This window comes from Pseudomonas sp. PSPC3-2 (genome assembly GCF_049897085.1).
Classification (GTDB): domain Bacteria; phylum Pseudomonadota; class Gammaproteobacteria; order Pseudomonadales; family Pseudomonadaceae; genus Aquipseudomonas; species Aquipseudomonas paraveronii.
In genome coordinates this window covers 147,154-171,706 of record NZ_JAFCVO010000005.1, presented here as the reverse complement: position 1 = coordinate 171,706, position 24,553 = coordinate 147,154, and the positions used below count along the sequence as shown (strand labels likewise).

The following is a 24,553-nucleotide window of genomic DNA, read 5'->3' as shown; positions in this document are numbered from 1 at the left end:
CCTAACCCCACCAATTATTTGAATTCCAATGCCAGAGCGGCGCACCACGACTCACCGCGCGCGCCCTGGGGCAACAACTTCAGCCGACGTCCGTGATCATGCGGCGTAATGGTAATGGTCAGGTCCGGCTTTGGCAAAAAGCCTGTGCCTTTATCTGGCCACTCGATCAGGCACAGCGCGTCATCCTCGAAATAATCCCGAATACCCATGTACTCCAGCTCTTCGGGGTCTACCAGGCGATAGAGGTCAAAGTGGAAGGCTCTTATCGCACCGATCTCGTAAGGCTCGACCAACGTAAAGGTCGGACTTTTCACCGCCCCCGCATGGCCCAACCCGCGAATGATCCCCCGGGACAGCGTGGTCTTGCCCGCCCCCAGGTCGCCTTCGAGAAAGATCAGCCCCGCCCCGCCCGTCACCTGGGCAATCCGATGACCGAACGCAACCATTGCCTCTTCATCTGCCAGGAAAAGGATTACTTCAGACACGGTGACTGTTCCTCAAGCAATTGACGAATGGCGGGTATCAGGTCGCTGGCAGCCAGGCCGCGACCAAAGGTGCCCTGCCGAGCTCCCGCCGTGGCGTGCAACCACACGGCCAGGCAACCGGCGTCATAAGCGGGCATGCCCTGCGCCAGCAACGCACCCACCAGGCCGGCCAAAACGTCGCCGAGCCCTGCGGTCGCCATGGCCGGATGGCCTTGGTCGCAGCGCGCAACGCGGCCGTCCGGGCTGGCAATCAAACTGCCCGCCCCCTTGAGAATAGCCACTGCGTTGAATTTCTGGCTCAACGCGCGCGCCACGTTAAGACGATTCGCCTGAACCTCTGCTGTCGACATCCCCATCAAACGCGCAGCTTCGCCTGGATGCGGGGTGATCAAGCAGTTGGCAGGAAGGCTTACGCTGCCGGTCGCCAGTTGATTCAAGGCATCGGCGTCCCAGACTTGCGGCTGTTTGGCATTAGCGGCGACGGACAGCAGGCTCTTGCCCCAGGCGGCATCACCCAGGCCCGGGCCGATGACGATAACCGAGATTTTTTCCAGCAACCCCATCAACTGGTTGGCCGAACTCACACCGACGGTCATGACTTCCGGCAAGCGCGCCAATGCGGCGGGCACATGTTCAAGGCGGGTCGCCAGGGACACCATGCCCGTGCCGCTGCGCAGCGCACTTTCGGCACTGAGCAACGCAGCGCCGCCAAAGCCTCTGTCACCACCAATGACCAGCAAGTGACCGAACTGGCCTTTATGGGCGTCCGGGGAACGCGCAGCCAGTCGCGGCAAATTGCCGGGCAACAGGGGCTGAACGTCGGTTATTTCGTGTTTTGTCTGCGGCATACGTCTTCAAGCTCCGATGTCTGGCAGAATTATACCCATCTAACCTGTGGTTTCCCGTGTCTCATGCCTGCTATTACCTCCGATCTGCCCGCGCTCGCCCAATCGATCAAAGACTGGGGCCGCGAGCTGGGCTTTCAACAAGTCGGCATCAGCGGCCTGGACTTGGCCGAGCATGAACAGCACCTGCAACGCTGGCTCGACGCGGGCTACCACGGCGAGATGGAGTACATGGGCGCCCACGGCAGCAAACGCTCGCATCCCGAAGAGTTGGTGCCGGGCACCTTGCGCGTGGTCTCGCTGCGCATGGACTACCTGCCCGGCGACACGCACATGGCGCAACTGCTGGCCCAACCGGAAAAAGCCTACATCTCCCGTTACGCCCTCGGCCGCGACTACCACAAGCTGATCCGCAAGCGCGTGCAGCAACTGGCCGAACGCATCCAGGCGCAAATCGGCCCCTTCGGCTTTCGCGCCTTTGTCGACAGCGCACCGGTGCTCGAAAAAGCCATCGCCGAAAAAGCCGGGCTGGGCTGGATCGGCAAAAATACCCTGGTCCTCAATCGCAAGGCCGGCAGCTACTTCTTCCTGAGCGAGCTGTTTGTCGACTTGCCGTTGCCGGTCGATCCGCCTCACGCTACCGAACATTGCGGCCGCTGTACCGCCTGCCTGGATATTTGCCCGACCAACGCGTTCGTCGGGCCCTATGTGCTGGACGCGCGGCGCTGCATTTCCTACCTGACCATCGAACTCAAGAGCGCGATCCCTGAAGACTTGCGCCCACTGATCGGCAACCGGGTTTTCGGTTGCGATGACTGTCAGATCGTTTGCCCATGGAATCGTTTCGCCCGCTCCACCGCCGAAAGCGATTTCAAGCCACGGCACAACCTGGATAACGCGCAACTGGCCGAACTGTTCATGTGGGACGAGGATAAATTCCTCAGCAGCACCGAAGGCTCGCCCCTACGCCGCGCCGGCTACGAGCGCTGGCTGCGCAACCTGGCGGTGGGCCTGGGCAACGCGCCATCAAGCATTCCGGTGCTGGAAGCCTTGAAGGCGCGCCGGGACTACCCCTCGGAGCTGGTGCGCGAACACGTGGAATGGGCGCTGAAGCAGCACGCCGAGCGTCAATGAACGTCGTCGTTGTAGACGAACTTGGGCATTTCCCAGTGAAAACGGATCGCCAGCAGGCGCAGGAGAAAGCCGCTGAACAGGGTGAGTAAGATCGCCTGCTCGCTCGGCAACTGCAGGTAGAGACACAGCAAGTAGAACCAGGCGGCGAGGAATGACACGCTGGCGTATAGCTCACGGCGAAAGATCAGCGGGATGTCGTTGCAGAAAATATCCCGCAGGATGCCGCCAAACACCCCGGTGATCACACCGCTGACCGACGCCACCAGCATACCGTGGCCCATTTCCAGGGCGGTCATGCAGCCGATCAGGGTGAAGGCAACCAAACCCACCGCATCCAGCGCCAGAAACAGCGAACGCAGGCGGCGCATGAGCGGTGCGATAAAGATCGTCACCAGCGCGGCGACGGACGTCAGCACCAGGTATTCCGGGTGCTTGACCCAGGTCAGCGGGTAATGCCCGAGCAGCACATCGCGCACCGAACCGCCGCCCAACGCCGTCACGCAGGCGATCAGCACCACGCCAAACCAGTCCATGCCGCGCCGACCGGCAGACAAGGCACCGGTCATCGCTTCGGCAGTGATGGCGATGAGGTAGAGCATCAACAGCATGATGGCGATCCTTACAATGTGGCGAGGGCGCTTGCTCCCGTTGGGCTGCGCAGCAGCCCCAGGTATCGGAGAATGGCGTGTGGCAGGTAGATCCAGATGGCTGAACCGAGCGTGCTGCGCACTCTAGCGGGAGCACGCTCCCTCGCCACAGAGAGCCGGCATCAAGCCTTGATGAAGTGCTTGCGGTAGTGCTGCAACTCGGCGATCGACTCACGAATATCATCCAGCGCCAAGTGAGTGCTGCCTTTATGGAAGCTGTCTTTGACTTCCGGCGCCCAGCGCGCGGCCAGCTCCTTAAGAGTGGACACATCCAGGTTGCGGTAGTGGAAGTAGCTTTCCAGTGCCTTCATGTGGGTATAAAGAAAGCGGCGGTCCTGGCAGATGCTGTTACCGCAGATCGGCGACTTGCCTTTGGGCACCCACTTTTCCAGGAAGGCGATGGTTTCGGCTTCGGCTTCGGCCATGCTGATGCGGCTGTCACGCACGCGCTGGGTCAGGCCGGAGTTGCCGTGGGTGCGGGTGTTCCACTCGTCCATGGTGGCGAGGATGGCGTCGCTGTGGTGGATGGCGATCACCGGACCTTCGGCCAAGGTATTGAGGTTGCTGTCGGTGACAATGGTCGCCATCTCGATGATGACGTCGGTGTCGGGGTTCAGACCGGTCATTTCCAGATCGATCCAAATCAGATTGTGTGGGTTTTGCATGGCTTGATTCTCTTGGCACCTTGGCGTAGCCGCACAGTTTAGCAGGCGGGGCCGTGCTAGACTCGCGACCGTTTTACCTAACCTTTGCATTATCGACACGGAACACCAATGGCCAAACGCCAGCTCAACCGTCGCCAAAACTGGCGCATCGAAAAGATTCAGGGCGAACGCGCCGCACGCGCCGCCAAACGTGAATCCTCCGCCGTGGAAGCGCTCGAGGGCGGCGACCTGGGCCCCGAACAAACGGGCCTGGTGATCGCGCACTTTGGTGTGCAGGTCGAAGTCGAGGCGCTCGAAGGCGAACTCGCCGGCCAGGTCTTCCGCTGCCACCTGCGCGCCAACCTGCCGGCGCTGGTGACCGGCGACCGCGTGGTGTGGCGTGCCGGCAACCAAGGCATCGGCGTGATCGTCGCCCAACTGCCGCGCACCACCGAACTGCGTCGCCCCGACAGCCGCGGCCAGTTGAAGCCGGTGGCGGCCAACGTCGACATGATCGTCATCGTCTTCGCGCCCCTGCCCGAGCCCCATGCCAACCTGATCGACCGTTATCTGGTCGCGGCCGAGCATGCGGGCATTCGTCCGCTGTTGTTGCTGAACAAATTCGACCTGATCGACGAACAGAACGCCCCGGCGCTCAACGCATTGCTGGCGGTCTACCGCACCCTGGGCTACCCGGTGCTGGAAGTGTCGGCCCATCACGGCAATGGCATGGAACAGCTACAACAGCAGTTGGACGGGCGCATCAGCGTGTTCGTCGGCCAGTCGGGCGTGGGCAAGTCATCGCTGGTCAACAGCCTGCTGCCGGAAGTCGACACCCGTGTCGGCCCGCTGTCGGAGCTGTCCGGCCAGGGCACCCACACCACCACCACCGCGCGGTTGTTCCACTTCCCCGGCGGCGGTGAGCTGATCGACTCCCCGGGCATTCGTGAATTCGGCCTCGGTCATGTCAGCCGCAGCGACGTGGAAGCCGGTTTCATCGAGTTCAACGACCTGATCGGCACCTGCCGCTTCCGCGACTGCAAACACGACCGCGAACCCGGTTGTGCCCTGCTCAAGGCGCTGGAAGATGGCCGCGTACAGCAACAACGGATGAACAGCTATCGGTCGATTATTGCGAGTTTGCCTGAGAGCAGTTACTAAACAGCGCATACAACAAGGCCGCGTTTATCGCGGCCTTGTTGTATGCAGCTTACGAGCCCTTGACAGGCGCCGTCGGGTCTTTCGCGCCGCCATCATCAAACAGGTTCAGCTTCTGCCGTAGCTCATGCGCCGGCAATGGCTCCTGCCCCGGCGGGATCGCGTTCGGGTCGACCGGTGCTCCGCCCTGCGCGCCCGCATCTGGGGTCGGAGGCGGTGGCGGCTGATCACCTTCAATCGCGCGCTGAGCCTTTTTGGTCAGCACAACAATATCGATCCGGCGGTTGATCGGGTTGAACGGCTCCTTGGCATCAAACAGCTGCGACGAAGCAAAACCCACCACCCGCGCCACTTGCGAGTCCGGGTAGCTGCCGGCCACCAACGCACGCCGGGCGGCGTTGGCGCGGTTGGCCGAGAGCTCCCAGTTGCCAAAGTCGCCTTGCCCCGCATACGGCTTGGCATCGGTATGGCCGCTGACGCTGATCTTGTTCGGCACGGCCTTGATCGTGTCGGCCATGGCCAGCAGGATGTCTTCAAAGTACGGTTTCAATCGCGCACTGCCGGAGTCGAACATCGGCCGGTTGGCGGCGTCGGTGATCTGGATGCGTAAACCGTCCGGGGTGATTTCGAACGAAATCTGATCCTTGAATTTCAGCAGCTGCGGGTTTTCGTCAACCTTGGTCTGCAACTCCTTCAGCAATAATTCGAGGCGCTCCTGCTCGACCTGTTCGGCCAGGCTTTCAACGGTTTTACGCTCGATCGGAATGTTTTCCTGCGGTGCCTCAGTCTTGACCTCAGGGTTGATGGTGCGCTCCGGCGCCAACTGCGGCGAACCGCCCAGGTCGATCACGAAGGGCGTGCCGCTTTCCGAGAAACCAATCGGGTCTTTGAAGTAACCGGCGATGGCGATCTTTTGCTCGGGGGTCGCGGTGGACATCAGCCACAGCACCAGGAAGAACGCCATCATCGCCGTTGCAAAGTCGGCGAAGGCGATTTTCCAGGCGCCACCATGGTGCCCCGCAGCGAAGCGCTTGACGCGCTTGATGATTATCGGCTGGTTGTTTTCCATGGCTTAGCGACCGCGAACCGCTTGTTCCAGCTCGGCAAAACTCGGGCGATGTTTCGGGTACAGCACCTTGCGACCGAATTCCACCGCCAGTGAAGGCGGCATGCCGGAGGCCGAAGCCACCAGGCTGGCCTTGATCGCTTCGTACAGATTGATTTCTTCCTTGGCATCGTGGGCCAGGGAGGTCGCGAGCGGGCCGAAGAACCCGTAGGCCGCGAGAATACCGAAGAACGTACCGACCAGCGCCGCACCCACGTGCATGCCGATGGCCGCCTGGTCACCCTCGCCCAGGGAGGCCATGGTCACCACGATACCGAGTACCGCCGCAACGATACCGAAGCCGGGCATGCCGTCGGCAACGCCGGTGACCGCGTGGGACGGGTGTTCCAGCTCTTCTTTGAGGCTGAACAATTCCATGTCGAACAGGCCTTCCAGCTCGTGGGGGGCCATGTTGCCGGAGGACATGATGCGCAAGTAGTCGCAGATGTAGGCGGTCATGCGCTCGTCTTTGAGCACTGCCGGGTACTTGGCGAAAATCGGGCTCGCCGAGGCGTCTTCGATGTCCGCTTCGATGGCCATCATGCCTTCACGGCGACTCTTGTTGAGGATCTCGTAAACCAGCCCCAGCACTTCCATGTAGAAGGTGTGGGAGAAGCGCGAGCCAAACATGCCCAGCGACTTCTTGATCACGTGCATGGTCATGTAGCCGGGGTTGGCCTGCAGGAATGCGCCGAATGCCGCGCCGCCAATAATCATCACTTCGAAGGGCTGGATCAACGCAGCAATCTTACCGTGAGATAGGACATAGCCACCGAGCACGCTTGCAAGGACGACGATGATGCCGATTATTTTAGCCATAGGGAATTTGTACTTGCGCCGTCGGGTTCATGGACATATTTGGAGGAACTGGAAAACTCTTGTTCTACTTATCGGCAAAACTGCGCCAGACTATAGACCGTCAAGGCGAAAAGCCAGTTCGGCCCGTTTAGGGCGTGTTGAAGTAAGTGATGATCGCGCCCCCAATCATGGCCAATGAAAAGACAGACCCATCTGTAAGACCCCTCTCTCTCGCGGCTTGGATCAAGTGCCTGGACGACGTTCGGCTGCCGGTTCCCCAGGCCAGCCACGACCGCGTGTGCAAAGCCATCCGCGATAGCCGCAGTTCTTTGCGAGATATTGCCGAGCTGATGCAGGGCAGCCCGTCGCTGGTACTCAGCGTGATGCGCGAGGCCAACAGCCACACCCATGGCAGCATGGCGGAACCGGCAGAAAACCTTGAAGTGGCACTTAACCGTCTCGGCCTCAAACGCGCCGAGGACCTGCTGGCACGCCTACCGTCAGTGCCGATGAATGAAATCCCCGTCGCCTTTCGCCAGCTGGTGCTGGTCAGCCGGCACGCGTCGCAGCAAGCCAGCGGTTTGTTCGCCAGCCGCCTGGCGCGGCTGTGGCAGGACATCCACTGGGGCAGCCTGCTGTTTCTGGCGCCGTTGTGGCCGATGGCGGTGGCCTACCCCAAGCTCCTGGAAGAATGGGAGCTGCGGGTGATCCACAAAGGTCAATCGGCGCGCCGGGTCGAGCAGGAATTGTTCGGCGTGCGCCTGCTGGACCTGTGCCTCGGCTTGACCGAAACCTGGCACCTGCCGATCTGGGTATCCCAGGGCTATCACCTGTTGCTGACCGAGCAACGCTTGCTGGTCAAGGCATTGCGCATCGCCCGCGAAGACGACCCACTGCGCCAGCAACAACTGCTGGATGCCGAGCCCAGTTTGCGGCGCTGGCTGAACCAGCCGGCCAATACAGTGTTGTTGGCTAACGGCCTGGCGATGTCGGCCCAGGAATCCTGGACCTGCCCGCATACCGAGCGCTGGCAATACCTCACCGCGCTGTACCTGCAACAGCCGTTGAGCGAGGTGCAGCAACAGGTTCACCAGCAAGCGGTGATCAACGCTCGCGCCACCTTGATGCCCGACCTCTGGCACCCGGCGCTGTCGCTGATCTGGCCGTGGCATGTACAGAAAATCCATCGCGGCCTGCTGCCCGCACCGCCGCCGACGGCCGAGGCCCTGGCCGTTTGGCGCAAGCGTTGCACCGAATTACTGGTGGAGCCGAGCCGCTTCGCCAACGCCATGCACCTGACCACCTGCGCCAAGGAAGCCCTGGAGGCCAGCGGCATGCAGCGCGTCTTGCTGTTCATGGCGGATCGCGCCCTGAGCACCTTGCGCGTCCACCAGGCCGCCGGCCTGCCGAGGGACGCCACGAACTTGAGCCTGGACGTGGTCAACAGCACGCTGCTGCAACGCATGCTCGAAAAACCCGCCCAAGTGCGCTTCACGCCCGACAACCACGCGCAATTCGCCGCATTGTTGCCGCCGATCCTGCGTCGCCTGTTCAACGGCGAACACCTGCTGTTGCGCTCACTGAGCTGCAATGGTCGGGTGGTCATGGTGATGATCGCCGACCAGGGTGGTGGGCCGCTCTCGGAAACCACCGTGCAGGCCTTCGGTAAAACCGCTCAATGCATCGAAAAAGCCCTGCACAGCTTTACCAACCGCACCGGTTGATGCTTGCGCTACAATCGCCGTCTTTTATCGCCAACATTTGTGCCCAGGAGACCTCACATGCCTGACTTCTCTGGCTTGCCGCTGGTGATCGAATCCAGCGACCTGCTTGGCCGCCTCGATGCCGACCAACTGATTCTGGTGGACCTCACCAGCGCCGCCCGCTACGCCGAAGGGCATATCCCCGGCGCGCATTTCGTTGACCCCAAGCGCACCCAACTGGGCCAGGCGCCAGCTCCCGGTCTGTTGCCGAACAAGGCTGATCTGGAGAAACTGTTCGGCGAACTGGGCCACACCCCGGACGCGACCTACGTGGTCTATGACGACGAAGGCGGTGGCTGGGCCGGGCGTTTTATCTGGCTGCTCGACGTGATCGGCCACACAAAATACCACTACCTCGACGGTGGCCTGCTGGCGTGGCTGGCAGACAAGCACCCGCTGTCTACCGAAGTGCCGGCCCTGGCTGGCGGGCCTGTCAGCCTCACCCTGCATGATGGCCCCACCGCGACCCGCGAATACCTGCAAAGCCGTCTCGGCGCTGCCGACCTGGGCATCTGGGACGCACGCGGCCCGCTGGAATATTCCGGCGAAAAAGTCCTGGCAGCCAAGGGCGGTCACATCCCCGGAGCCGTGAACTTCGAATGGACCGCCGGCATGGACAAGGCGCGCAACCTGCGCATCCGCCGCGACATGCCGCAGATCCTCGAGAACCTCGGGCTGACCCAAGATAAAGAAATCATCACCCACTGCCAGACTCACCACCGCTCTGGCTTCACCTACCTGGTGGCCAAGGCGCTCGGTTATCCGCGAGTCAAAGGTTATGCCGGTTCCTGGGGCGAATGGGGCAACCACCCCGACACCCCCGTCGAGATTTAAGGTTTAAGGACAGTTAATGAAAAAGCAGTTGTTCATCCTCAGCCAGTACTTGCTGCCGCACCACCTGCTGTCGCGTCTGGCCGGTTGCATTGCCGAGTGCCGCGTGCGCTGGTTCAAGAACGCCTTCACCACGTGGTTCGCCAAGCGCTATCAAGTGGACATGTCCCAGGCCCTGGTTGAAGACGTGACGGCCTACGAGCACTTCAACGCATTCTTCACCCGCGCCCTGAAAGACGGCGCGCGCCCACTGGATCAAACCCCGGGCGCCGTCCTGAGCCCCGCCGATGGCGCCGTCAGCCAGCTCGGCCCGATCGAACATGGTCGCGTGTTCCAGGCTAAGGGCCACAGCTTCAGCGTGCTGGAATTGCTGGGCGGCGATGCGGCCGTGGCTGCGCCGTTCATGGGCGGCGATTTCGCCACCATTTACCTGTCGCCGAAGGACTACCACCGGGTGCATATGCCACTGGCGGGCACCTTGCGTGAGATGGTCTACGTGCCAGGGCGGATTTTCTCGGTCAACCAGACCACCGCCGAGAACGTGCCGGAGCTGTTTGCGCGTAACGAGCGTGTTGTCTGCCTGTTCGACACCGAACGCGGCCCGATGGCGGTGGTATTGGTCGGCGCGATGATTGTGGCGTCGATTGAAACCGTATGGGCCGGCCTGGTCACGCCGCCCAAGCGCGAGCTGAAAACCTTCCGCTACGACGAAGCCGCGCGTGCGCCGATTCACCTGGAGAAAGGTGCGGAGCTGGGTCGCTTCAAGCTGGGTTCGACTGCAATCGTGCTGTTCGGGCCAGATCAGGTGACGTGGGCAGAAGCACTGGTGGCGGGTTCGCCCGTGCAGATGGGCCAGGGTATCGCATTGCCGAAAGCCTGATCCGAAACCTGCAAAAGTTTAATGTGGGAGGGGGCTTGCCCCCTCCCACATTTTTGACCACATTTGTCAGTTACAACTGACCATCGCGGTCGCGAAAGCCCAGCAAATACAGCACACCGTCTAACCCAAGGGTCGAAATCGCCTGCTTGGCCGATTGTTTGACCAGCGGCTTGGCACGAAACGCCACACCCAACCCGGCAATTGCCAGCATCGGCAAGTCATTCGCACCGTCGCCGACCGCAATGGTCTGTTCCAGACGCAAACCTTCCTTGTGCGCCAACTCCCGCAGCAAGTCAGCCTTGCGCTGCGCGTCGACGATCGGCTCCACGGCCACGCCGGTCACCTTGCCATCCACCACTTCCAGCTCGTTGGCGAACACATAGTCGATGCCCAGCTTGGCCTGCAATTGCTTGGCGAAGTAGGTGAAGCCGCCGGACAGGATCGCGGTCTTGTAACCCAGGCGCTTGAGTTCGGCGAACAGCGTTTCGGCGCCTTCGGTCAGGCGCAGGGAGGCACCGATCGAGTCCAGCACGCTGACATCCAGGCCTTTGAGCAGCGCCAGGCGCTCCTTGAAACTGGCGCGAAAGTCCAGCTCGCCGGCCATGGCGCGCTCGGTGATTGCGGAGACTTGCTCACCGACACCGGCGGCCTTGGCCAACTCGTCGATGACTTCGGCTTCGATCAGCGTGGAGTCCATATCGAACACCGCCAGGCGGCGGTTGCGGCGAAACAGCGAATCTTCCTGGAAGGCGATATCGACATTCAGCTCCTGGGCCACGCTCAGGAAGTCGGCACGCAAGGCTTGGGGGTCGGCCGGCTCGCCGCGCACGGAGAATTCGATGCAGCCCTTGCCCTGGTCAGCCGGCGTGTCCAATGGCATGCGGCCCGACAGACGGTCGATATGGTCGATATTCAAACCGTATTGCGCGGTGATCGAGCTGACGCGCTGCAACTGCTCGGCCGTCACTTTGCGGGTCAACAAGGTCACGATATGGCGCTTTTTGCCCTGGCCAGACACCCACTGCCGGTAATCCTCTTCGGACACCGGGGTAAAGCGCACCTGCTGATCCAGCTTGTACGCGGTAAACAGGATGTCCTTGAGGACGGACGACGCCTGCTCGGTGCTGGGAATTTCCACCAGAATCCCGAACGACAAGGTGTCGTGGATCACCGCCTGGCCGATATCGAGAATGTTCACACCACCCTGGGCCAAAACACCGGTAATGGCGGCGGTGAGACCTGGCCGGTCTTCCCCCGTGATGTTAATCAGGACAATTTCGCGCAAAGCGCACCCCCAGGCTGGAAAAAAACCGCATTCTACCCACTTTCAGTGACCACCGGGCACAGCCAACGCTTTGCCGGTCTTGGGCCTGTCGCTATACTGCGCGTCAATTTCACGGACTAAAGAGCCGAGCTCAAGTGAACCGGCCCACGCCAGTAAAAACCGATAACTTCTTCCTGCTGATCTTCCGGGCACTGCGCCACCGCCGTGTACCGATCGCATTACGCATCGCCAGCCATAACGTGATCCTGGTCGCTCTGGCACTGGTGATCTACGCCTGCGTGATGGGTTTGCAGTTCAAACAGGCCATGCACGAGCAAGCCGATGCCCTGGGCGAGAGCTTGACCACCCAGACCGCCACCTCGGCGACCGAACTGTTGGTGTCCAACGACATCCTCAGCCTCAACGTGCTGCTCAACAACCTGACCAAGAACCCGCTGGTGGCCCACGCCGCCATCTACAGCGTGGACAACCGGATCATGGCCGAAGCCGGGCAACGCCCGAAAAACGGCCTGTTGGGTGAAGCCGAAGGCCTGTACCAGAGCAATATCACGTTTCAGGATGTGAAAGCCGGCCAATTGCGCATCAGCCTGGACATGCAGCAATTCCAGCAGCCGATGACCATCAGCCTGCAAAGCATGGGCATCCTCAGCGCGATCCTGCTAGCCCTGGCCCTGGCCTTGAGCCTGCGCCTGGGGCGGCATATCTCCACGCCGCTGATGCAACTGCGCATCTGGCTGCGGGATATCGACGAACACACCCCGGCCACCGATCGTCAGGACGAGATCGGCGACCTTGCGCGCCAGCTTCACGCCAGCTTCGCCCCGGAACCGGTAGCGCCCGAGGTTGAACCCGAGCCCGAGTTCGACGACAGCGATTACGACGACGAGCCCGCCTTTGAAGTGCGCAACCTGCGCGACCCGGGCTTTGACGAAAGCGCGCCGGTCGCTGGCTTGAAACCGGCACCACGCCATGTGATCACGGCCGAAGAAGACGAGCTGGACGACGAAGATCCGTTCGCCGACCTGCGCGACACCTCCGCCAGCAGCCCGGTCGTCGCGCCGAAGCCCGCACCGGTAAGGAACGCCGAGCCCCAGCACAGTGCCGTCCTGGCCGTGCAACTGGGTGCCCAGGACCAACTGCGCCGCCTGCCCCGCGCCCGCCTGACGGAATTACTGGAACGCTACCGCGACTGCCTCGACCAGGCCGCCTCGCTCTACCAGAGCGAACTGCACACCTTGAACGATGGCAGCACACTGATGCTGTTCCACAGCGAAGACAGCGGCGAAGACTACCTGACCAACGCCATCTGCTGCGGCGAGCTGCTACGCGCCCTGGGCCATGAGTTGCAGATCGAAGTGGCCGACAGCGGCATCACGTTGCAGTTGCAACTGGGCCTGACCGTCGGCGACGACCTGTTCGGCATGAGCCAAATCGACCTGTTGCTGACCGAGATCGCCCAGGACGCCCTGGCCCTGTCCCAACACAGCCGCAACCTGTTGCTGGTGGAGCGCAAGATCAGTGAAGACACACTGATCCGCCAACGCGCACGTATCCGCCCGATTGCCAGCCCTGAGGGCGCCAGTTGCGTAGAACGCTTGATGGAGCCGTACCCATCGATGCTGGAGCGGCAATTGGCGCGAATGCACGAGACCCGTGCCAAGCACTGACTGACATGTGGGAGGGGGCTTGCTCCCGATGGCGGAGTGTCAGTCAAAACGGCTGCAACTGACACATCGCTATCGGGGCAAGCCCCCTCCCACATTTGGACTCCACACGCCTCAAGTAAATCGCGCACAAACAAAAGGCCCGCTGAATAAGCGGGCCTTTTTTGTTGGAGCCATTCAGATCAGAACCTGAACACTTCCATGTCCGTGCGGATCGGCGTAGCCATCGGAATTTTCGGCTTTTCCGGTGCAGCCGGCTTGGCCTGTACTGGCGCTTGCTTGCGCGGCGCCTCGGCGACCGGTGGCTGGTTGGCCAATGGTTTGAGGGCCACCGACAATTGCTGAGCCAGATGCTGCAACAGCACGCCCTGGGCCTGGACCTGGGACGCAGTGGTGCCGGCATGCTCTTCCTGCAGATGCACGATGCGGCTATCACGCACCTGGCCGCGGCGGTCGATCAAGCGCCATTGCGCATCGAGAATCGCCGGTTGCGAGGTACCGGAGTCGAGTCGGGTAATGGTCAGCAACACCTGCACATCCGGAGAAAAACCGGTGGGCGCAGGCGCCAGGACCACACGTTGACTGTCCAACTGACCCGCCACCTGGCGCAACATCAGTTGGTTGATGTCGGACGACAAGCTGCCCGCCCAACGACCATCGGTGGAACCTTGCAGGCTGCCGTCGTTCTGACGTTGCAGCAATGTTTCGCGTTGCAGGTAGTCAGCAACAACAACCGGGCCCAGCAAGACGGCCATGCCAGCGGCTTGAGCTGGCTGAGCCGGACTTCCGCTGTCCAGCTGGTACAGCGACACCGGCTGGTGTGTGCTGCAACCCGCCAGCCCGAGAAGGCCAGCGAGCACGAAAATAAAAGGAAGGCGTGGAGCAGTCATCATCCCATCCAGGCGGCTGCCACAAGGCAAACCACAATGTAATACTAAAAATAACCTAAACACGCTCGGCCACGCCGGCGCTGGAAAGGCCATATCATCCGTGAATATGCGCCATGACTCCAGCGCGAAAGCGTCGATCTACGCGTTAAATCGTAGATCGAGAGCTCTAATCCGCGCTAAACGGGCGTTTCCACCAGTAAAGCATCCACTCGCTGGAAACCACGAGGCAATTTATTGCCGCGCCGGCCGCGCTCACCCTTGTAGTGTTCAAGGTCGTCAGGGCGCAGCGACAACGTGCGCTTGCCGGCCTGAAGCACCAGGGTAGAGCCTTCAGGGATCACCGCGATGTCCGTCACGTACTCTTCGCGACTGGCTACCCGCTCGCCGGGAATACCGATGATCTTGTTACCTTTACCTTTACCCAACTGCGGCAGGTCGCTGATCTTGAACACCAGCAAACGCCCTTCAGTGGTCACCGACGCCAGCCAATTGCCCTGGCGATCGTCCACCGGACGCGGCAGGATCACTTTGGCGTTGTTCGGCAGACTCAACAGCGCCTTGCCGGCCTTGTTCTTGGCCTGCAGGTCTTCGCCCTTGACCACGAAGCCGTAACCCGCATCGGAGGCGATCACATACAGTGAGTCATCTTCCGGCAGCAACACACACTCGAAACTCGCCCCCGGTGGCGGCGTCAGGCGCCCGGTCAGCGGCTCGCCCTGCCCGCGCGCGGATGGCAAGGTGTGCGCCGGCACCGAGTAACTGCGCCCGGTGGAGTCGATAAACACCGCAAACTGGTTGGAACGCCCGGCAGCGGAGGTCTTGAAGCCATCGCCAGCTTTGTACGACAAGCCCGTCGCATCAATATCATGCCCCTTGGCGGAACGAACCCAACCCTTTTCCGACAGAACGACCGTAATTTTCTCGTTTGGCAACAGCTCGGTTTCTGTCAGTGCTTTCGCGTCTGCGCGCTCAACGATAGGCGAACGACGGTCGTCGCCATAGGTCTCGGCGTCTTTGATCAGCTCACTGCGCACCAGCTTCTTGAGCTTGGCTTCGCTGCCCAGCAGGGCTTGCAGCTTGGCTTGTTCCTTGAGCAACGCGTCCTGTTCGTCGCGCAACTTCATCTCTTCCAGTCGCGCCAATTGACGCAAACGGGTGTCAAGGATGTAGTCGGCCTGGATCTCGCTCAGTTCAAAACGCGCGATCAGGTCGGCTTTCGGGTGCTCGGCGGTGCGGATGATGTGAATCACTTCATCCAGGTTGAGGTAGGCAATCAGCAAGCCGTCCAACAGGTGCAGGCGGCGCTCGACCTTGTCCAGGCGAAATTGCAGGCGGCGACGCACGGTCTGCACGCGAAACTCCAGCCACTCCACCAGCAGATTGCGCAGGTTCTTCAGCTGCGGCTTGCCGTCCAGGCCGATGATGTTGACGTTGACCCGGTAGCTGGACTCCAGGTCCGTGCTGGCGAACAGATGCTGCATCAGCACTTCATGGTCGACCCGGCTGTTGGTCGGAATAATCACGATGCGGCACGGGTTTTCGTGGTCGGACTCGTCACGCAAGTCAGTGACCTGCGGCAATTTCGACGGCTTGGCCTGCATCAGCGCGGCGATCTGCTCCAGCACCTTGGCGCCGGACACTTGGTGCGGCAGTGCGGTGACGACAATGTCGCCGTCTTCGACGTGGTAGACGGCACGCATGCGCACCGAGCCCTTGCCGGTTTCGTACATTTTCAGCAGGTCGGCGCGCGGCGTGATGATTTCCGCTTCGGTCGGGTAATCCGGGCCCTGGATATGCTCGCAGAGCTGCTCGACCGTGGCTTTGGGCTCATCGAGCAAGCGCACGCAGGCCGCGGCGACTTCCCGCAGGTTATGCGGCGGTACGTCGGTGGCCATGCCAACGGCGATGCCGGTGGTGCCATTGAGCAGGATATTCGGCAAACGTGCCGGCAACACCAGGGGTTCGTCGAGAGTGCCGTCGAAGTTCGGGCCCCAGTTCGCGGTGCCCTGGCCCAGTTCGCTGAGCAGCACTTGCGAATAACGCGACAGGCGCGCCTCGGTGTATCGCATGGCAGCGAAGGACTTGGGATCATCCGGCGCACCCCAGTTACCCTGGCCATCCACCAGCGTGTAGCGGTAGCTGAACGGCTGGGCCATCAGCACCATGGCTTCATAGCAGGCCGAGTCGCCGTGGGGGTGGAACTTACCGAGCACGTCACCGACGGTACGCGCCGACTTCTTGTGCTTGGAATCTGCGTCCAGGCCCAACTCACTCATGGCGTAGATGATGCGCCGTTGTACGGGCTTCAGGCCGTCGCCGATATGCGGCAAGGCACGGTCCATGATCACGTACATGGAGTAGTTGAGGTAGGCATTTTCGGTGAAGTCAGCCAGCGACCGGCGTTCTACGCCGTCTAAGCTGTCTGCGAGGATGTCACTCATGCGGGCCTCATCATTGTTTGGTAAGGCGCCGCGGAAATGCCGCGGCGCCGGGTCAATTCAAAACAGGGGTGGCTCATGGCTGGGCGCTCCAGCCACCGGCGGGGGCGGCGAAACGATAGACCACCGGGCGTTTCTCACCATCGGCACGCGCGCCGAAATTATTGTCGATGCCCAACCAGGCACCGTCTGCGTCAAGCACCAGGGCTTCGGCCAGGCCATATGGCTGGGCGTAGCGCCGCTCGGGCGTCAGGGTTTCGTCGGCAAACGACCAGCACAGCTCGACCTTAGCGGTGACCGCATCGCGCCGACAAATCTGAAACGCATTGCGCTCCAGGGTAAACAACTTGCCGTTGAACAGCGCCAGGTCGGAAAAATCCTTGGAGACCGCCTTGGCGTTGGGGAACTGCGCCGGCTGCATTTCCTGGCCGGCCTCGCTCAACAGCACGCATGCGCCGTCGCAATCCCATAGGCTTTGCGGGCGTTTAATGGAGATCAGCCCACGCCGCTCACGCTCCGCCGCCAGCCAGATCTGATTGCCTTCGGGGTTCACCGCCAGGCCTTCGAACAAGGCATTGAAATGCAGCAACATACCGCTGGCGCGGGCTTCACGCACCATGCCGGGGGCGATTTTCAACCACTCGGGCGCACCGCTCGCCGGTACTTTCAGCACCGCCGCATGGGCTTCGCTGACCACGTAACGGTTACCGGCGGCATCGCAACTGATGCCTTCAAAATCCAGGTCGCCACCGCGAATCAGCGACGCGGCCTTGGTGCGCGAACGCAGCCCCCAGGGCAGGCCGGAGTCGGGCACCGGCGGCACGTCGATCGTCACCGTTTCGGCCTGCCAGGTCGGCGCGCTGATATCCAGGCGGTAGATCTGGTCGTCATCGCGGTCGGAAACCGTCCACAATTCTTTGCCACACAAGGCCAGGCCCGACAGGTTACCGCCGCGCATGCCGTCCACCGGGTGTTCGGACACCAGTTTGAGCTCAGCCACGGGCGCGGCGACCACCTGGGTGGCCGCCAACCCGCTCAACATCAGGATCGCCAGGGCGAAACCTGTGCGCATCAGCCCAGGACCTCGGCGAGGTTGCCTTTGGACTCCAGCCAGGACTTGCGGTCCGGCGCGCGTTTCTTCGCCAGCAGCATGTCCATCATTTCCGAGGTGGCGGCGAAGTCGTCCAGGGTCAACTGCACCAGGCGCCGCGTGTTCGGGTCCATGGTGGTTTCGCGCAGTTGCGGCGGGTTCATCTCACCCAGGCCTTTGAATCGCGTGACCTGTGGTTTGCCGCGTTTCTTCTCGGCGATCAGGCGGTCGAGGATGCCATCGCGCTCGCCTTCGTCGAGGGCGTAGAAAATTTCCTTGCCCAGGTCGATACGGTACAGCGGCGGCATGGCGACGTAGACGTGACCGGCATCCACCAACGGACGGAAGTGCTGCACGAACAGCGCGCACAGCAGGGTGGCGATGTGCAGGCCGTCGGAGTCGGCGTCGGCGAGGATGCAGATCTTGCCGTAGCGCAGTTGGCTGATGTCCGCCGCGCCGGGGTCGACACCGATGGCCACGGCGATGTTGTGCACTTCCTGGCTGGCCAGGACTTCGCTGCCATCGACTTCCCAGGTGTTGAGGATCTTGCCGCGCAACGGCAGGATCGCCTGGAATTCCTTGTCCCGCGCTTGCTTGGCGGAACCGCCGGCGGAGTCACCTTCCACCAGGAACAGCTCGGAACGCATCGGGTCCTGCCCGGCGCAATCGGCCAGTTTGCCCGGCAGTGCCGGGCCCGCGGTGATGCGTTTGCGCTCGACCTTCTTGCTGGCCTTGAGGCGACGCCCGGCGTTGTTGATCGCCAGCTCCGCCAGGGCCAGGCCCAGTTCCGGGTGTTCGTTGAGCCACAGGCTGAAGGCGTCCTTGACCACACCAGAGACAAACGCCGCCGCCTCGCGGGACGACAAGCGCTCTTTGGTCTGGCCGGAGAATTGCGGCTCCTGCATTTTCATCGACAGCACGAACGCGATGCGCTCCCACACGTCTTCCGGCGCGAGCTTCACGCCACGCGGCAGCAGGCTGCGGTATTCGCAGAATTCGCGCATGGCGTCGAGCAGCCCCTGGCGCAAACCGTTGACGTGGGTGCCGCCCTGGGCGGTGGGGATCAGGTTGACGTAGCTTTCCTGCACGCTGTCGCCGCCCTCGGGCAACCACAGCAGCGCCCAGTCAACGGCTTCTTTGTTCCCGGCCAGGCTACCGCAGAATGGCTCGTTGGGCAGGCGCTCGAAGTCGCTGACAGCGTCTTCCAGGTAGGAGCGCAGGCCATCTTCGTAGTGCCACTCGACCTTTTCGCCAGTGCCTTTGTCTTCAAAGGTGACCAGCAGGCCCGGGCACAATACCGCCTTGGCCTTGAGCACATGCTTGAGGCGGCTGATGGAGAATTTTGGCGAATCGAAGTATTTCGGGTCCGGGGCGAAGTACACGCTGGTGCCGGTGTTGCGCTTGCCAACGGTGCCGATCACCTGCAGGTCGGTGGCTTTGTAGCCATCGGCGAAGGTCATCTCATATTCGTTGCCGTCGCGCTTGACCCTGACCCGCACCAACGTCGACAAGGCGTTGACCACGGAAATACCCACACCGTGCAAGCCACCGGAGAACTGGTAGTTCTTGTTGGAGAACTTGCCGCCAGCGTGCAGTTTGGTGAGGATCAGCTCGACGCCCGACACGCCCTCTTCCGGGTGAATGTCCACCGGCATGCCGCGACCGTCGTCGGACACTTCCAGGGAGTGGTCCGCGTGGAGAATGACATGCACCGACTTGGCGTGCCCGGCCAAGGCTTCGTCGACGCTGTTGTCGATGACTTCCTGGGCAAGGTGGTTCGGCCGACTGGTGTCGGTGTACATGCCAGGGCGTTTACGCACCGGGTCGAGGCCCGAGAGGACTTCGATGGCGTCGGCGTTATAAGAGCTAGCGCTGGGAGTGGCCATGGGGTCTCGTCGTGATTCGTTCGATTAAAAAGTAACCTGGGATTTGCAAGGCAATTACAGTGCCGCGAAATCGAAGGATTGATACTGATCGGCGCCAATGCCGGCAAAGCTCAACAGCGCCGGCAACTGCCGGGCAAAACCCTGGTAACCGTGGTCGCCACCGGCCTGGATGCGCAAGGCACAGGCCCGGTAATACTGCTGGGCGAGGCGATAATCCAGGGTTTCGTCCCCGGTCTGCAACCACACCTGATAACGCGCGGCGTCCTGGGGGGCAGGGACTTCCAGCTCGGCCAGCGCCGTGACGTGATCGTGGGTCAGTTCCCAGGTTTCATCGGTGTAGAGGTTCTTCTGTGTGCCCAGGTAACCGTCGAACATCCGATGGGGGCTGACCGCCGGGTTGACCAGCAGCGCCTTGAGGCCATGGCGTTCAGCAAGATGGGTTGCATAGTAGCCGCCGAGGGAGCTGCCGACCAGCAGTGGCCGCCCCAGTTCCGCGATGGCCGCCTCCAACTGAGGAATCGCCTGACGGGGATGGTGATGCAGGGCCGGCACGCGCAACTGGTCGGCCAGGCCGAGGGTGTCCATCACACCGATCAACTGGCTGGCCTTATTGGACGCCGGCGCGCTGTTGAAACCGTGGATATACAGGATCGAAGCGGACATGCCGGGCTCTCCGTGCTTGCGCCAAAAAGGCGCAGTTTACAGGGATCGGAGTGGCGAGTCCCCTGTCTTCCAGTCACAGCGGAACCCATGTGGGAGGGGACTTGCTCCCGATGACAGGCTGCCAGTTGATACACGTGGCACTGAACCACCGCTATCGGGAGCACCCCCCCTCCCACCTTCAGTAGCCGTTGCTGGCGTAATCGACGGTAAAAGCAAAGTCTTTGACGCGCTCGACCCCAGTCTCCAACCGCCCGTCGGCATGCAGGCGCAGCCAGCGATAGCCTGGCGCCTCGGTGCTGACGTTGAAGTCTTCGCTGCCCGGCGCGAACTGGATGCAGGTGGACGGCGAGGCCAGCAGGCGCACGCCGTTGCGCTGGCGGTCGATCTCCTGGTGTACATGGCCCCAGAGCACGGCCCGGACCTGGGGAAAACGGTCCAGGACGGCAAACAGCGCCTCCGGGTTGCGCAAGCCGATGGGTTCCATCCACGCACACCCGATGGGCACCGGATGATGGTGGAAACACACCAGATGATGACGGTGCGGCGCTTCGCTCAAGGCTTGGGCCAGCAGTTGCAGTTGGCTGTCCTGCAGATAACCGGGCACCGAACCGGATACGGCGGAGTCCAGCAGGGTAATGCGCCAATTGCCAATGTCGACCACTGGTTCCAGCAGGTCGCTGTGCAGGGCGGCGTGGGCCATGATCTGCGGCTCGTCGTGGTTGCCGGGAATCCAGCGCGTCGAGACACCAAAGAACGCGGTCATCTCACGAAAGTGCTGATAGGAGGCCAGCGTACCGTCCTGGGACAAGTCCCCCGTGGCCAGCAGCAAGTCGACCTGGGGCTGCTGCTCGCGCACGAGGTCGATCACCCGTTGCAAACTTTCGCGGGTGTTCATGCCCACCAGCGTGGCGTCGGCCTCGGCAAACAGGTGGCTGTCGGACAACTGCACCAGCAACGCCGGTGCATCGTGGGTCACGGTGGATACGCGGGGCAAGGCGCTCTCCCAAGGCAATCACAGGAATGGACGTGTGGCGCGATTATGCTGGGCAGGACACAAAGAGGAAACCCAAGGAAGCAGACGCAGTTCACATCTACCGCACCACTGCGAACTCATGGCCCAGGGCCAGGCAGTGGCTCAACCATTCACCGAGGAACACATTGAGTTGTGCTTTCTCATCGGGCTGGTGCATGAACACATTCGGGTAAGGATAGATGCTGCGAAAGCGTCGCGCATGTTCGGCGCTGATGACTTCGGCCATTCGCGCATCGTGGTACACCTGTACTTCCAGTTGCGGCACCGGCAGCCACGGCAGGCTGTGTTCCTGGCGCACGCGCAGGGTGGTGGTGTAGGGGCAATTGACGATGACTTCCAGGGTCAGCACGCCGAGCATCTGGTCGCCATGGGTCACGGCGATGCGCCGCGCCTCGGGGGCGTGGCGCATGTCGGGCAGCAGGCGCATCAGCCGCGCATAGTTGGCCTCGCAGGCGGCTTGCAGCCCGATCAGGTCAACTCGGTATCGTTCCCGTGCCTTTACTGCCATAACCCCCTCACTTCCGCGCGATTGAGCGCTAGCCATTGCAAGGCAATAATGCTGGGTGCATTGGATATCCGACCATCACGCACCGCTTGCAAGGCGTCTTCGAAAGCCCAGGTGCTGACGCGGATATCTTCTGCTTCTTCTTCCAGTCCATGGACGCCACCGGCGCCCGAACTGTCGCAACGCCCCAGGTACAAGTGGACGAATTCGGTACTGCCGCCGGGCGAAGGGAAATATTGAGTGATCGGCCACAGTGCGGAGAATGTCAGCCCAGCTTCCTCTTCGGCTTCGCGGTGTGCAACCTCCTCCGGCGCTTCATCCTTATCGATCAGGCCGGCGACCATTTCCACCAACCACGGGTTAGCGGTACGGCCCATGGCGCCGACGCGAAACTGCTCGATCAGCACCACTTCATCGCGCTGCGGGTCATAGGGCAGCACGCACACGGCGTCATGCCGCACGAAGACTTCGCGGTTGATCACCCGGCTCATGCCACCGTCGAATTTTTCGTGGCGCAGTTGTACGCGATCGAGCTTGTAGAAACCCTGGTAGGCATTGTCGCGCTGAACGATCTCAATCGTGCTCGGCGTGGATTTCGCGATGTCCGTCATATCCTTCCTCGTTATGCCCGTGCAATTCGCGCCATCCTAACGCGCTCTCGCCGGTTGGCGCAGCCCCTTTCCGGTTGCCGGGATAGACGGCGGGCGTCAAACTCACTCTAATCAGCTTAGTGGCGAACTGACTGCCATGCCGGTAGTCGAAGCTCCATAAATTTCGCGCTTATCGACGGACGAAGACCCTACATGTCGCTTTTAAAAATCGCCTCCGTGGCGTGTATCGCCTTGACCCTCGGCGCCTGCCAGAGCCTGTTCCAACCGAGCTATCGCACCCCGCTGGACGCCACCCGCGACGCCAGCGAGCAAAGCAAGCCGGACTGCACCAACGCCGATTGCCCGCTGGTGAATATCGACACCGTGCATTTTGCCAAGGAGCCCAGGCTCGACGCGCTGATCGAACAACGCCTGCTGGAAATGACCCGCACCCGGTCGAGCGACCCGCTGCCGTCGAGCCTGGCGACCTACCGCGAGCAGTTCCTGAGCACCGCCGCACCACGCAACAGCATGTACTTGCAGGCCAAGGTACGTGAGCAGCATGACGGCTTGGTGATCGTCGAACTGTCCAGCTACCTAGACCAGGGCGCCACCCACGGCGAACCGGGCCGCGCCTTCATCAACTATTCGCGCCAGCAGCAAAAAGCCCTTTCGCTGAGCGACATGCTGCTGCCCGGCAAGGAAGAGGCCTTCTGGAAAGCCGCCCAGGTCGCACACAACAGCTGGCTGATCAGCACCCGCCTGAGCCTGGAGCCGGAATTCGTCAAGAGCTACCCGTTCCAGAAAACCCCGAACGTGGCGCTGACCTCCGGTGGCGTGACCCTCAAGTACCCCACCACCACGATCGCGCCCTATGCCCTGGGCCATGTCGAGCTGCAGATTCCTTACTCGCGCCTGGAAGGCATCATCAAGCCTGAGCTGGTGCCTGCACGCCGTTGAAGGCGCGCCCGAGGATGAACTGCAACAGCCCTGCCAGCACCAGTGCCGGCAGGGTCGCGCCGATATCCGGATACAGGTTGGCCAGCAGGTGGTAGGTGCCTATGCCACCCAGCCAGGCCAGCAGCGCCGTCCAGCGTAGCGTGGCGAGCACGCCCTGGCCGCGGCGGCGCAGGATGAAATGATCGACCAGCACCACGCCAAACAGCGGCGCGAATACCGAGCCGATCAACAGCAGAAAGTTCTGGTACTGCGCCAACGGAGCAAAGCAGGCGATCAGCGTGCAGAGCACACCGATGGCCAAGGCCAGGTGCTCGACTTTCAGGCGCAACAGAATCCCGCTGGACACCGCCGCCGAGTGAATATCAGCAAAGGCGTTTTCCGACTCATCCAACAGGATCAGCAACAACGGAATCCCCAGCCCTGCGCCAGCCAGCGCCAGCAACAGCGCGTTCACTTCACCGCTCGGCGCAAACGCCAGGGTGTAGGCCACACCCAGGCTCATCAGCCAGAAATTACCGATAAAGAAGCCCAGCGCCGTGCCGCCGAACACGCTTTTCGCGCGTTTACCGAAGCGCGAGTAGTCGGCGATCAGCGGCAGCCACGACAGCGGCATGGCGATGGCGATATCAAACCCCACCGCGAAGGGCATCGATCCGTCACCGGGCTGGGCCCACAGTGTGGCGAGGTCGGCCTTGGCGAACAGGTTCCAGGTCTGCCACAGGCAGGCCGCTAGCAGCAGCCAGATGCCCCATTTGCGCAGGATCTGCCTTACGAACGTCAGTGGGCCACTGACCGCCAGCAGGGTCGCCAAGCCACCGAAAAATAGGGTCCACAGCAGCGGGCTGGCAAACAGGCTGCCGTCGCTGAACGCCCGCGCGCCCAACAGGCTGGCGGCATCGCGCATGACGATGAGTTCAAACGCGCCCCAGCCGATCAGCTGCAGCAGGTTCAATAATGCCGGCAGGCTCGCGCCTTTGGCGCCGAGGCTGAGCTTGAGCGCGGCCATGGCGGACAAGCCGGTGTCGCTGCCGATCACACCGACGGCGGCGAGCAACAGCACGCCGACCAGGGTGCCGAGGAAAATCGCCAGCAACCCACCGGCCAGGCCCAGGCCCGGTGCGAGTAGCGCGCCGGTTTGCAGGACCATCAGGCCGATGCCGAGGGAGAACCACAGGGAGAAGAGGTCGCGGGCGCCGAAGACGCGTTTGTCAGTCGGCACTGCGATGTCGGGGGAATAGGTGCTGGGTTGAATGCTCAAG

At 62.0% G+C, this 24,553-nt stretch carries 23 protein-coding genes; 7 read left to right on the top strand and 16 right to left on the bottom strand.

Annotated features, from left to right (window positions below; genetic code table 11):
* Positions 1-14: 14 nt before the first annotated feature.
* On the bottom strand, positions 15-485 hold the full coding sequence (tsaE, locus tag ACP7CJ_RS10895) for a tRNA (adenosine(37)-N6)-threonylcarbamoyltransferase complex ATPase subunit type 1 TsaE (RefSeq protein WP_247408696.1): 471 nt from the start codon (positions 483-485) through the stop codon (positions 15-17).
* A complete protein-coding gene (locus tag ACP7CJ_RS10890) occupies positions 473-1,333 on the bottom strand; it encodes an NAD(P)H-hydrate dehydratase (RefSeq protein ID WP_276196061.1) in 861 nt (286 codons plus the stop codon). Before ACP7CJ_RS10890 ends, tsaE begins: the two co-directional genes overlap by 13 nt.
* A gap of 63 nt (positions 1,334-1,396) precedes the next feature.
* Here ACP7CJ_RS10890 and queG point away from each other — a divergent pair, with 63 nt between their 5' ends.
* Positions 1,397-2,464 carry a tRNA epoxyqueuosine(34) reductase QueG gene (gene queG, locus ACP7CJ_RS10885; RefSeq protein WP_247401853.1) on the top strand — a complete coding sequence of 356 codons (1,068 nt, stop codon included), beginning with the start codon at positions 1,397-1,399 and terminating at the stop codon, positions 2,462-2,464.
* On the opposite strand, the gene ACP7CJ_RS10880 is transcribed toward queG, so the two are convergent.
* Both ACP7CJ_RS10880 and orn read right to left on the bottom strand, forming a co-directional pair.
* Entirely contained in the window at positions 2,458-3,075 is a 618-nt protein-coding gene (locus tag ACP7CJ_RS10880; RefSeq protein WP_276197888.1) for a trimeric intracellular cation channel family protein, read from the bottom strand. The two genes, queG and ACP7CJ_RS10880, sit on opposite strands and share 7 nt — an antisense overlap.
* Positions 3,076-3,233: 158 nt before the next feature.
* Complete coding sequence (gene orn, locus ACP7CJ_RS10875) at positions 3,234-3,776, bottom strand: oligoribonuclease (protein WP_426100405.1); 543 nt, start codon at positions 3,774-3,776, stop codon at positions 3,234-3,236.
* A gap of 108 nt (positions 3,777-3,884) precedes the next feature.
* Between orn and rsgA the strand changes: the two genes are divergently transcribed.
* Positions 3,885-4,916 carry a small ribosomal subunit biogenesis GTPase RsgA gene (rsgA, locus tag ACP7CJ_RS10870; protein WP_071491684.1) on the top strand — a complete coding sequence of 344 codons (1,032 nt, stop codon included), beginning with the start codon at positions 3,885-3,887 and terminating at the stop codon, positions 4,914-4,916.
* A gap of 49 nt (positions 4,917-4,965) precedes the next feature.
* On the opposite strand, the gene motB is transcribed toward rsgA, so the two are convergent.
* Complete coding sequence (gene motB / locus ACP7CJ_RS10865) at positions 4,966-5,982, bottom strand: flagellar motor protein MotB (RefSeq protein WP_247401846.1); 1,017 nt, start codon at positions 5,980-5,982, stop codon at positions 4,966-4,968.
* A gap of 3 nt (positions 5,983-5,985) precedes the next feature.
* The gene (gene motA / locus ACP7CJ_RS10860) at positions 5,986-6,837 is read right to left on the bottom strand and encodes a flagellar motor stator protein MotA (protein WP_276196056.1); all 852 of its coding nucleotides are present in this window, start codon (positions 6,835-6,837) and stop codon (positions 5,986-5,988) included.
* 167 nt (positions 6,838-7,004) lie between these two features.
* Here motA and ACP7CJ_RS10855 point away from each other — a divergent pair, with 167 nt between their 5' ends.
* From ACP7CJ_RS10855 to asd, 3 genes are read left to right on the top strand one after another with little or no spacing between them, the layout of a single operon-like run.
* Entirely contained in the window at positions 7,005-8,540 is a 1,536-nt protein-coding gene (locus ACP7CJ_RS10855) for an HDOD domain-containing protein (RefSeq protein WP_276197887.1), read from the top strand.
* A 57-nt stretch (positions 8,541-8,597) separates the two neighbouring features.
* The gene (gene rhdA / locus ACP7CJ_RS10850; RefSeq protein WP_426100407.1) at positions 8,598-9,413 is read left to right on the top strand and encodes a thiosulfate sulfurtransferase; all 816 of its coding nucleotides are present in this window, start codon (positions 8,598-8,600) and stop codon (positions 9,411-9,413) included.
* A gap of 16 nt (positions 9,414-9,429) precedes the next feature.
* Positions 9,430-10,290 (top strand): archaetidylserine decarboxylase, encoded by an 861-nt coding sequence (gene asd / locus ACP7CJ_RS10845; protein WP_276196054.1) that lies wholly within the window; start codon positions 9,430-9,432, stop codon positions 10,288-10,290.
* Between the two features lie 70 nt (positions 10,291-10,360).
* Here the strand turns inward: asd and serB are convergent, their stop codons facing one another.
* Entirely contained in the window at positions 10,361-11,575 is a 1,215-nt protein-coding gene (serB, locus tag ACP7CJ_RS10840) for a phosphoserine phosphatase SerB (RefSeq protein ID WP_247401834.1), read from the bottom strand.
* 134 nt (positions 11,576-11,709) lie between these two features.
* Here serB and ACP7CJ_RS10835 point away from each other — a divergent pair, with 134 nt between their 5' ends.
* Complete coding sequence (locus tag ACP7CJ_RS10835; protein WP_426100409.1) at positions 11,710-13,242, top strand: AhpA/YtjB family protein; 1,533 nt, start codon at positions 11,710-11,712, stop codon at positions 13,240-13,242.
* A gap of 179 nt (positions 13,243-13,421) precedes the next feature.
* Here the strand turns inward: ACP7CJ_RS10835 and ACP7CJ_RS10830 are convergent, their stop codons facing one another.
* The 8 genes from ACP7CJ_RS10830 to ACP7CJ_RS10795 all read right to left on the bottom strand — a co-directional run bounded on the left by ACP7CJ_RS10830 (position 13,422) and on the right by ACP7CJ_RS10795 (position 22,355).
* Entirely contained in the window at positions 13,422-14,129 is a 708-nt protein-coding gene (locus tag ACP7CJ_RS10830) for a PqiC family protein (RefSeq protein WP_276196050.1), read from the bottom strand.
* 176 nt (positions 14,130-14,305) lie between these two features.
* Positions 14,306-16,570, bottom strand: coding sequence for a DNA topoisomerase IV subunit A (parC, locus tag ACP7CJ_RS10825; protein ID WP_276196049.1), 2,265 nt, complete (start codon positions 16,568-16,570; stop codon positions 14,306-14,308).
* A gap of 73 nt (positions 16,571-16,643) precedes the next feature.
* Positions 16,644-17,639 (bottom strand): esterase-like activity of phytase family protein, encoded by a 996-nt coding sequence (locus ACP7CJ_RS10820; protein WP_426100411.1) that lies wholly within the window; start codon positions 17,637-17,639, stop codon positions 16,644-16,646.
* The gene (gene parE / locus ACP7CJ_RS10815) at positions 17,639-19,543 is read right to left on the bottom strand and encodes a DNA topoisomerase IV subunit B (protein WP_276196047.1); all 1,905 of its coding nucleotides are present in this window, start codon (positions 19,541-19,543) and stop codon (positions 17,639-17,641) included. Before parE ends, ACP7CJ_RS10820 begins: the two co-directional genes overlap by 1 nt.
* A 54-nt stretch (positions 19,544-19,597) precedes the next feature.
* Entirely contained in the window at positions 19,598-20,206 is a 609-nt protein-coding gene (locus ACP7CJ_RS10810) for a YqiA/YcfP family alpha/beta fold hydrolase (protein ID WP_426100413.1), read from the bottom strand.
* A gap of 178 nt (positions 20,207-20,384) precedes the next feature.
* The gene (gene cpdA, locus ACP7CJ_RS10805; RefSeq protein WP_276196045.1) at positions 20,385-21,200 is read right to left on the bottom strand and encodes a 3',5'-cyclic-AMP phosphodiesterase; all 816 of its coding nucleotides are present in this window, start codon (positions 21,198-21,200) and stop codon (positions 20,385-20,387) included.
* Positions 21,201-21,297: 97 nt separating this feature from the next.
* Positions 21,298-21,747, bottom strand: a complete 450-nt coding sequence (locus ACP7CJ_RS10800; protein WP_276196044.1) for a DUF1249 domain-containing protein — start codon at positions 21,745-21,747, stop codon at positions 21,298-21,300.
* Complete coding sequence (locus ACP7CJ_RS10795; protein ID WP_276196042.1) at positions 21,738-22,355, bottom strand: NUDIX domain-containing protein; 618 nt, start codon at positions 22,353-22,355, stop codon at positions 21,738-21,740. Before ACP7CJ_RS10795 ends, ACP7CJ_RS10800 begins: the two co-directional genes overlap by 10 nt.
* A 192-nt stretch (positions 22,356-22,547) precedes the next feature.
* Here ACP7CJ_RS10795 and ACP7CJ_RS10790 point away from each other — a divergent pair, with 192 nt between their 5' ends.
* On the top strand, positions 22,548-23,294 hold the full coding sequence (locus ACP7CJ_RS10790; protein WP_276196040.1) for an RsiV family protein: 747 nt from the start codon (positions 22,548-22,550) through the stop codon (positions 23,292-23,294).
* Here the strand turns inward: ACP7CJ_RS10790 and cytX are convergent.
* The gene (gene cytX, locus ACP7CJ_RS10785) at positions 23,263-24,552 is read right to left on the bottom strand and encodes a putative hydroxymethylpyrimidine transporter CytX (RefSeq protein ID WP_426100415.1); all 1,290 of its coding nucleotides are present in this window, start codon (positions 24,550-24,552) and stop codon (positions 23,263-23,265) included. The two genes, ACP7CJ_RS10790 and cytX, sit on opposite strands and share 32 nt — an antisense overlap.
* Position 24,553 lies beyond the last annotated feature (1 nt).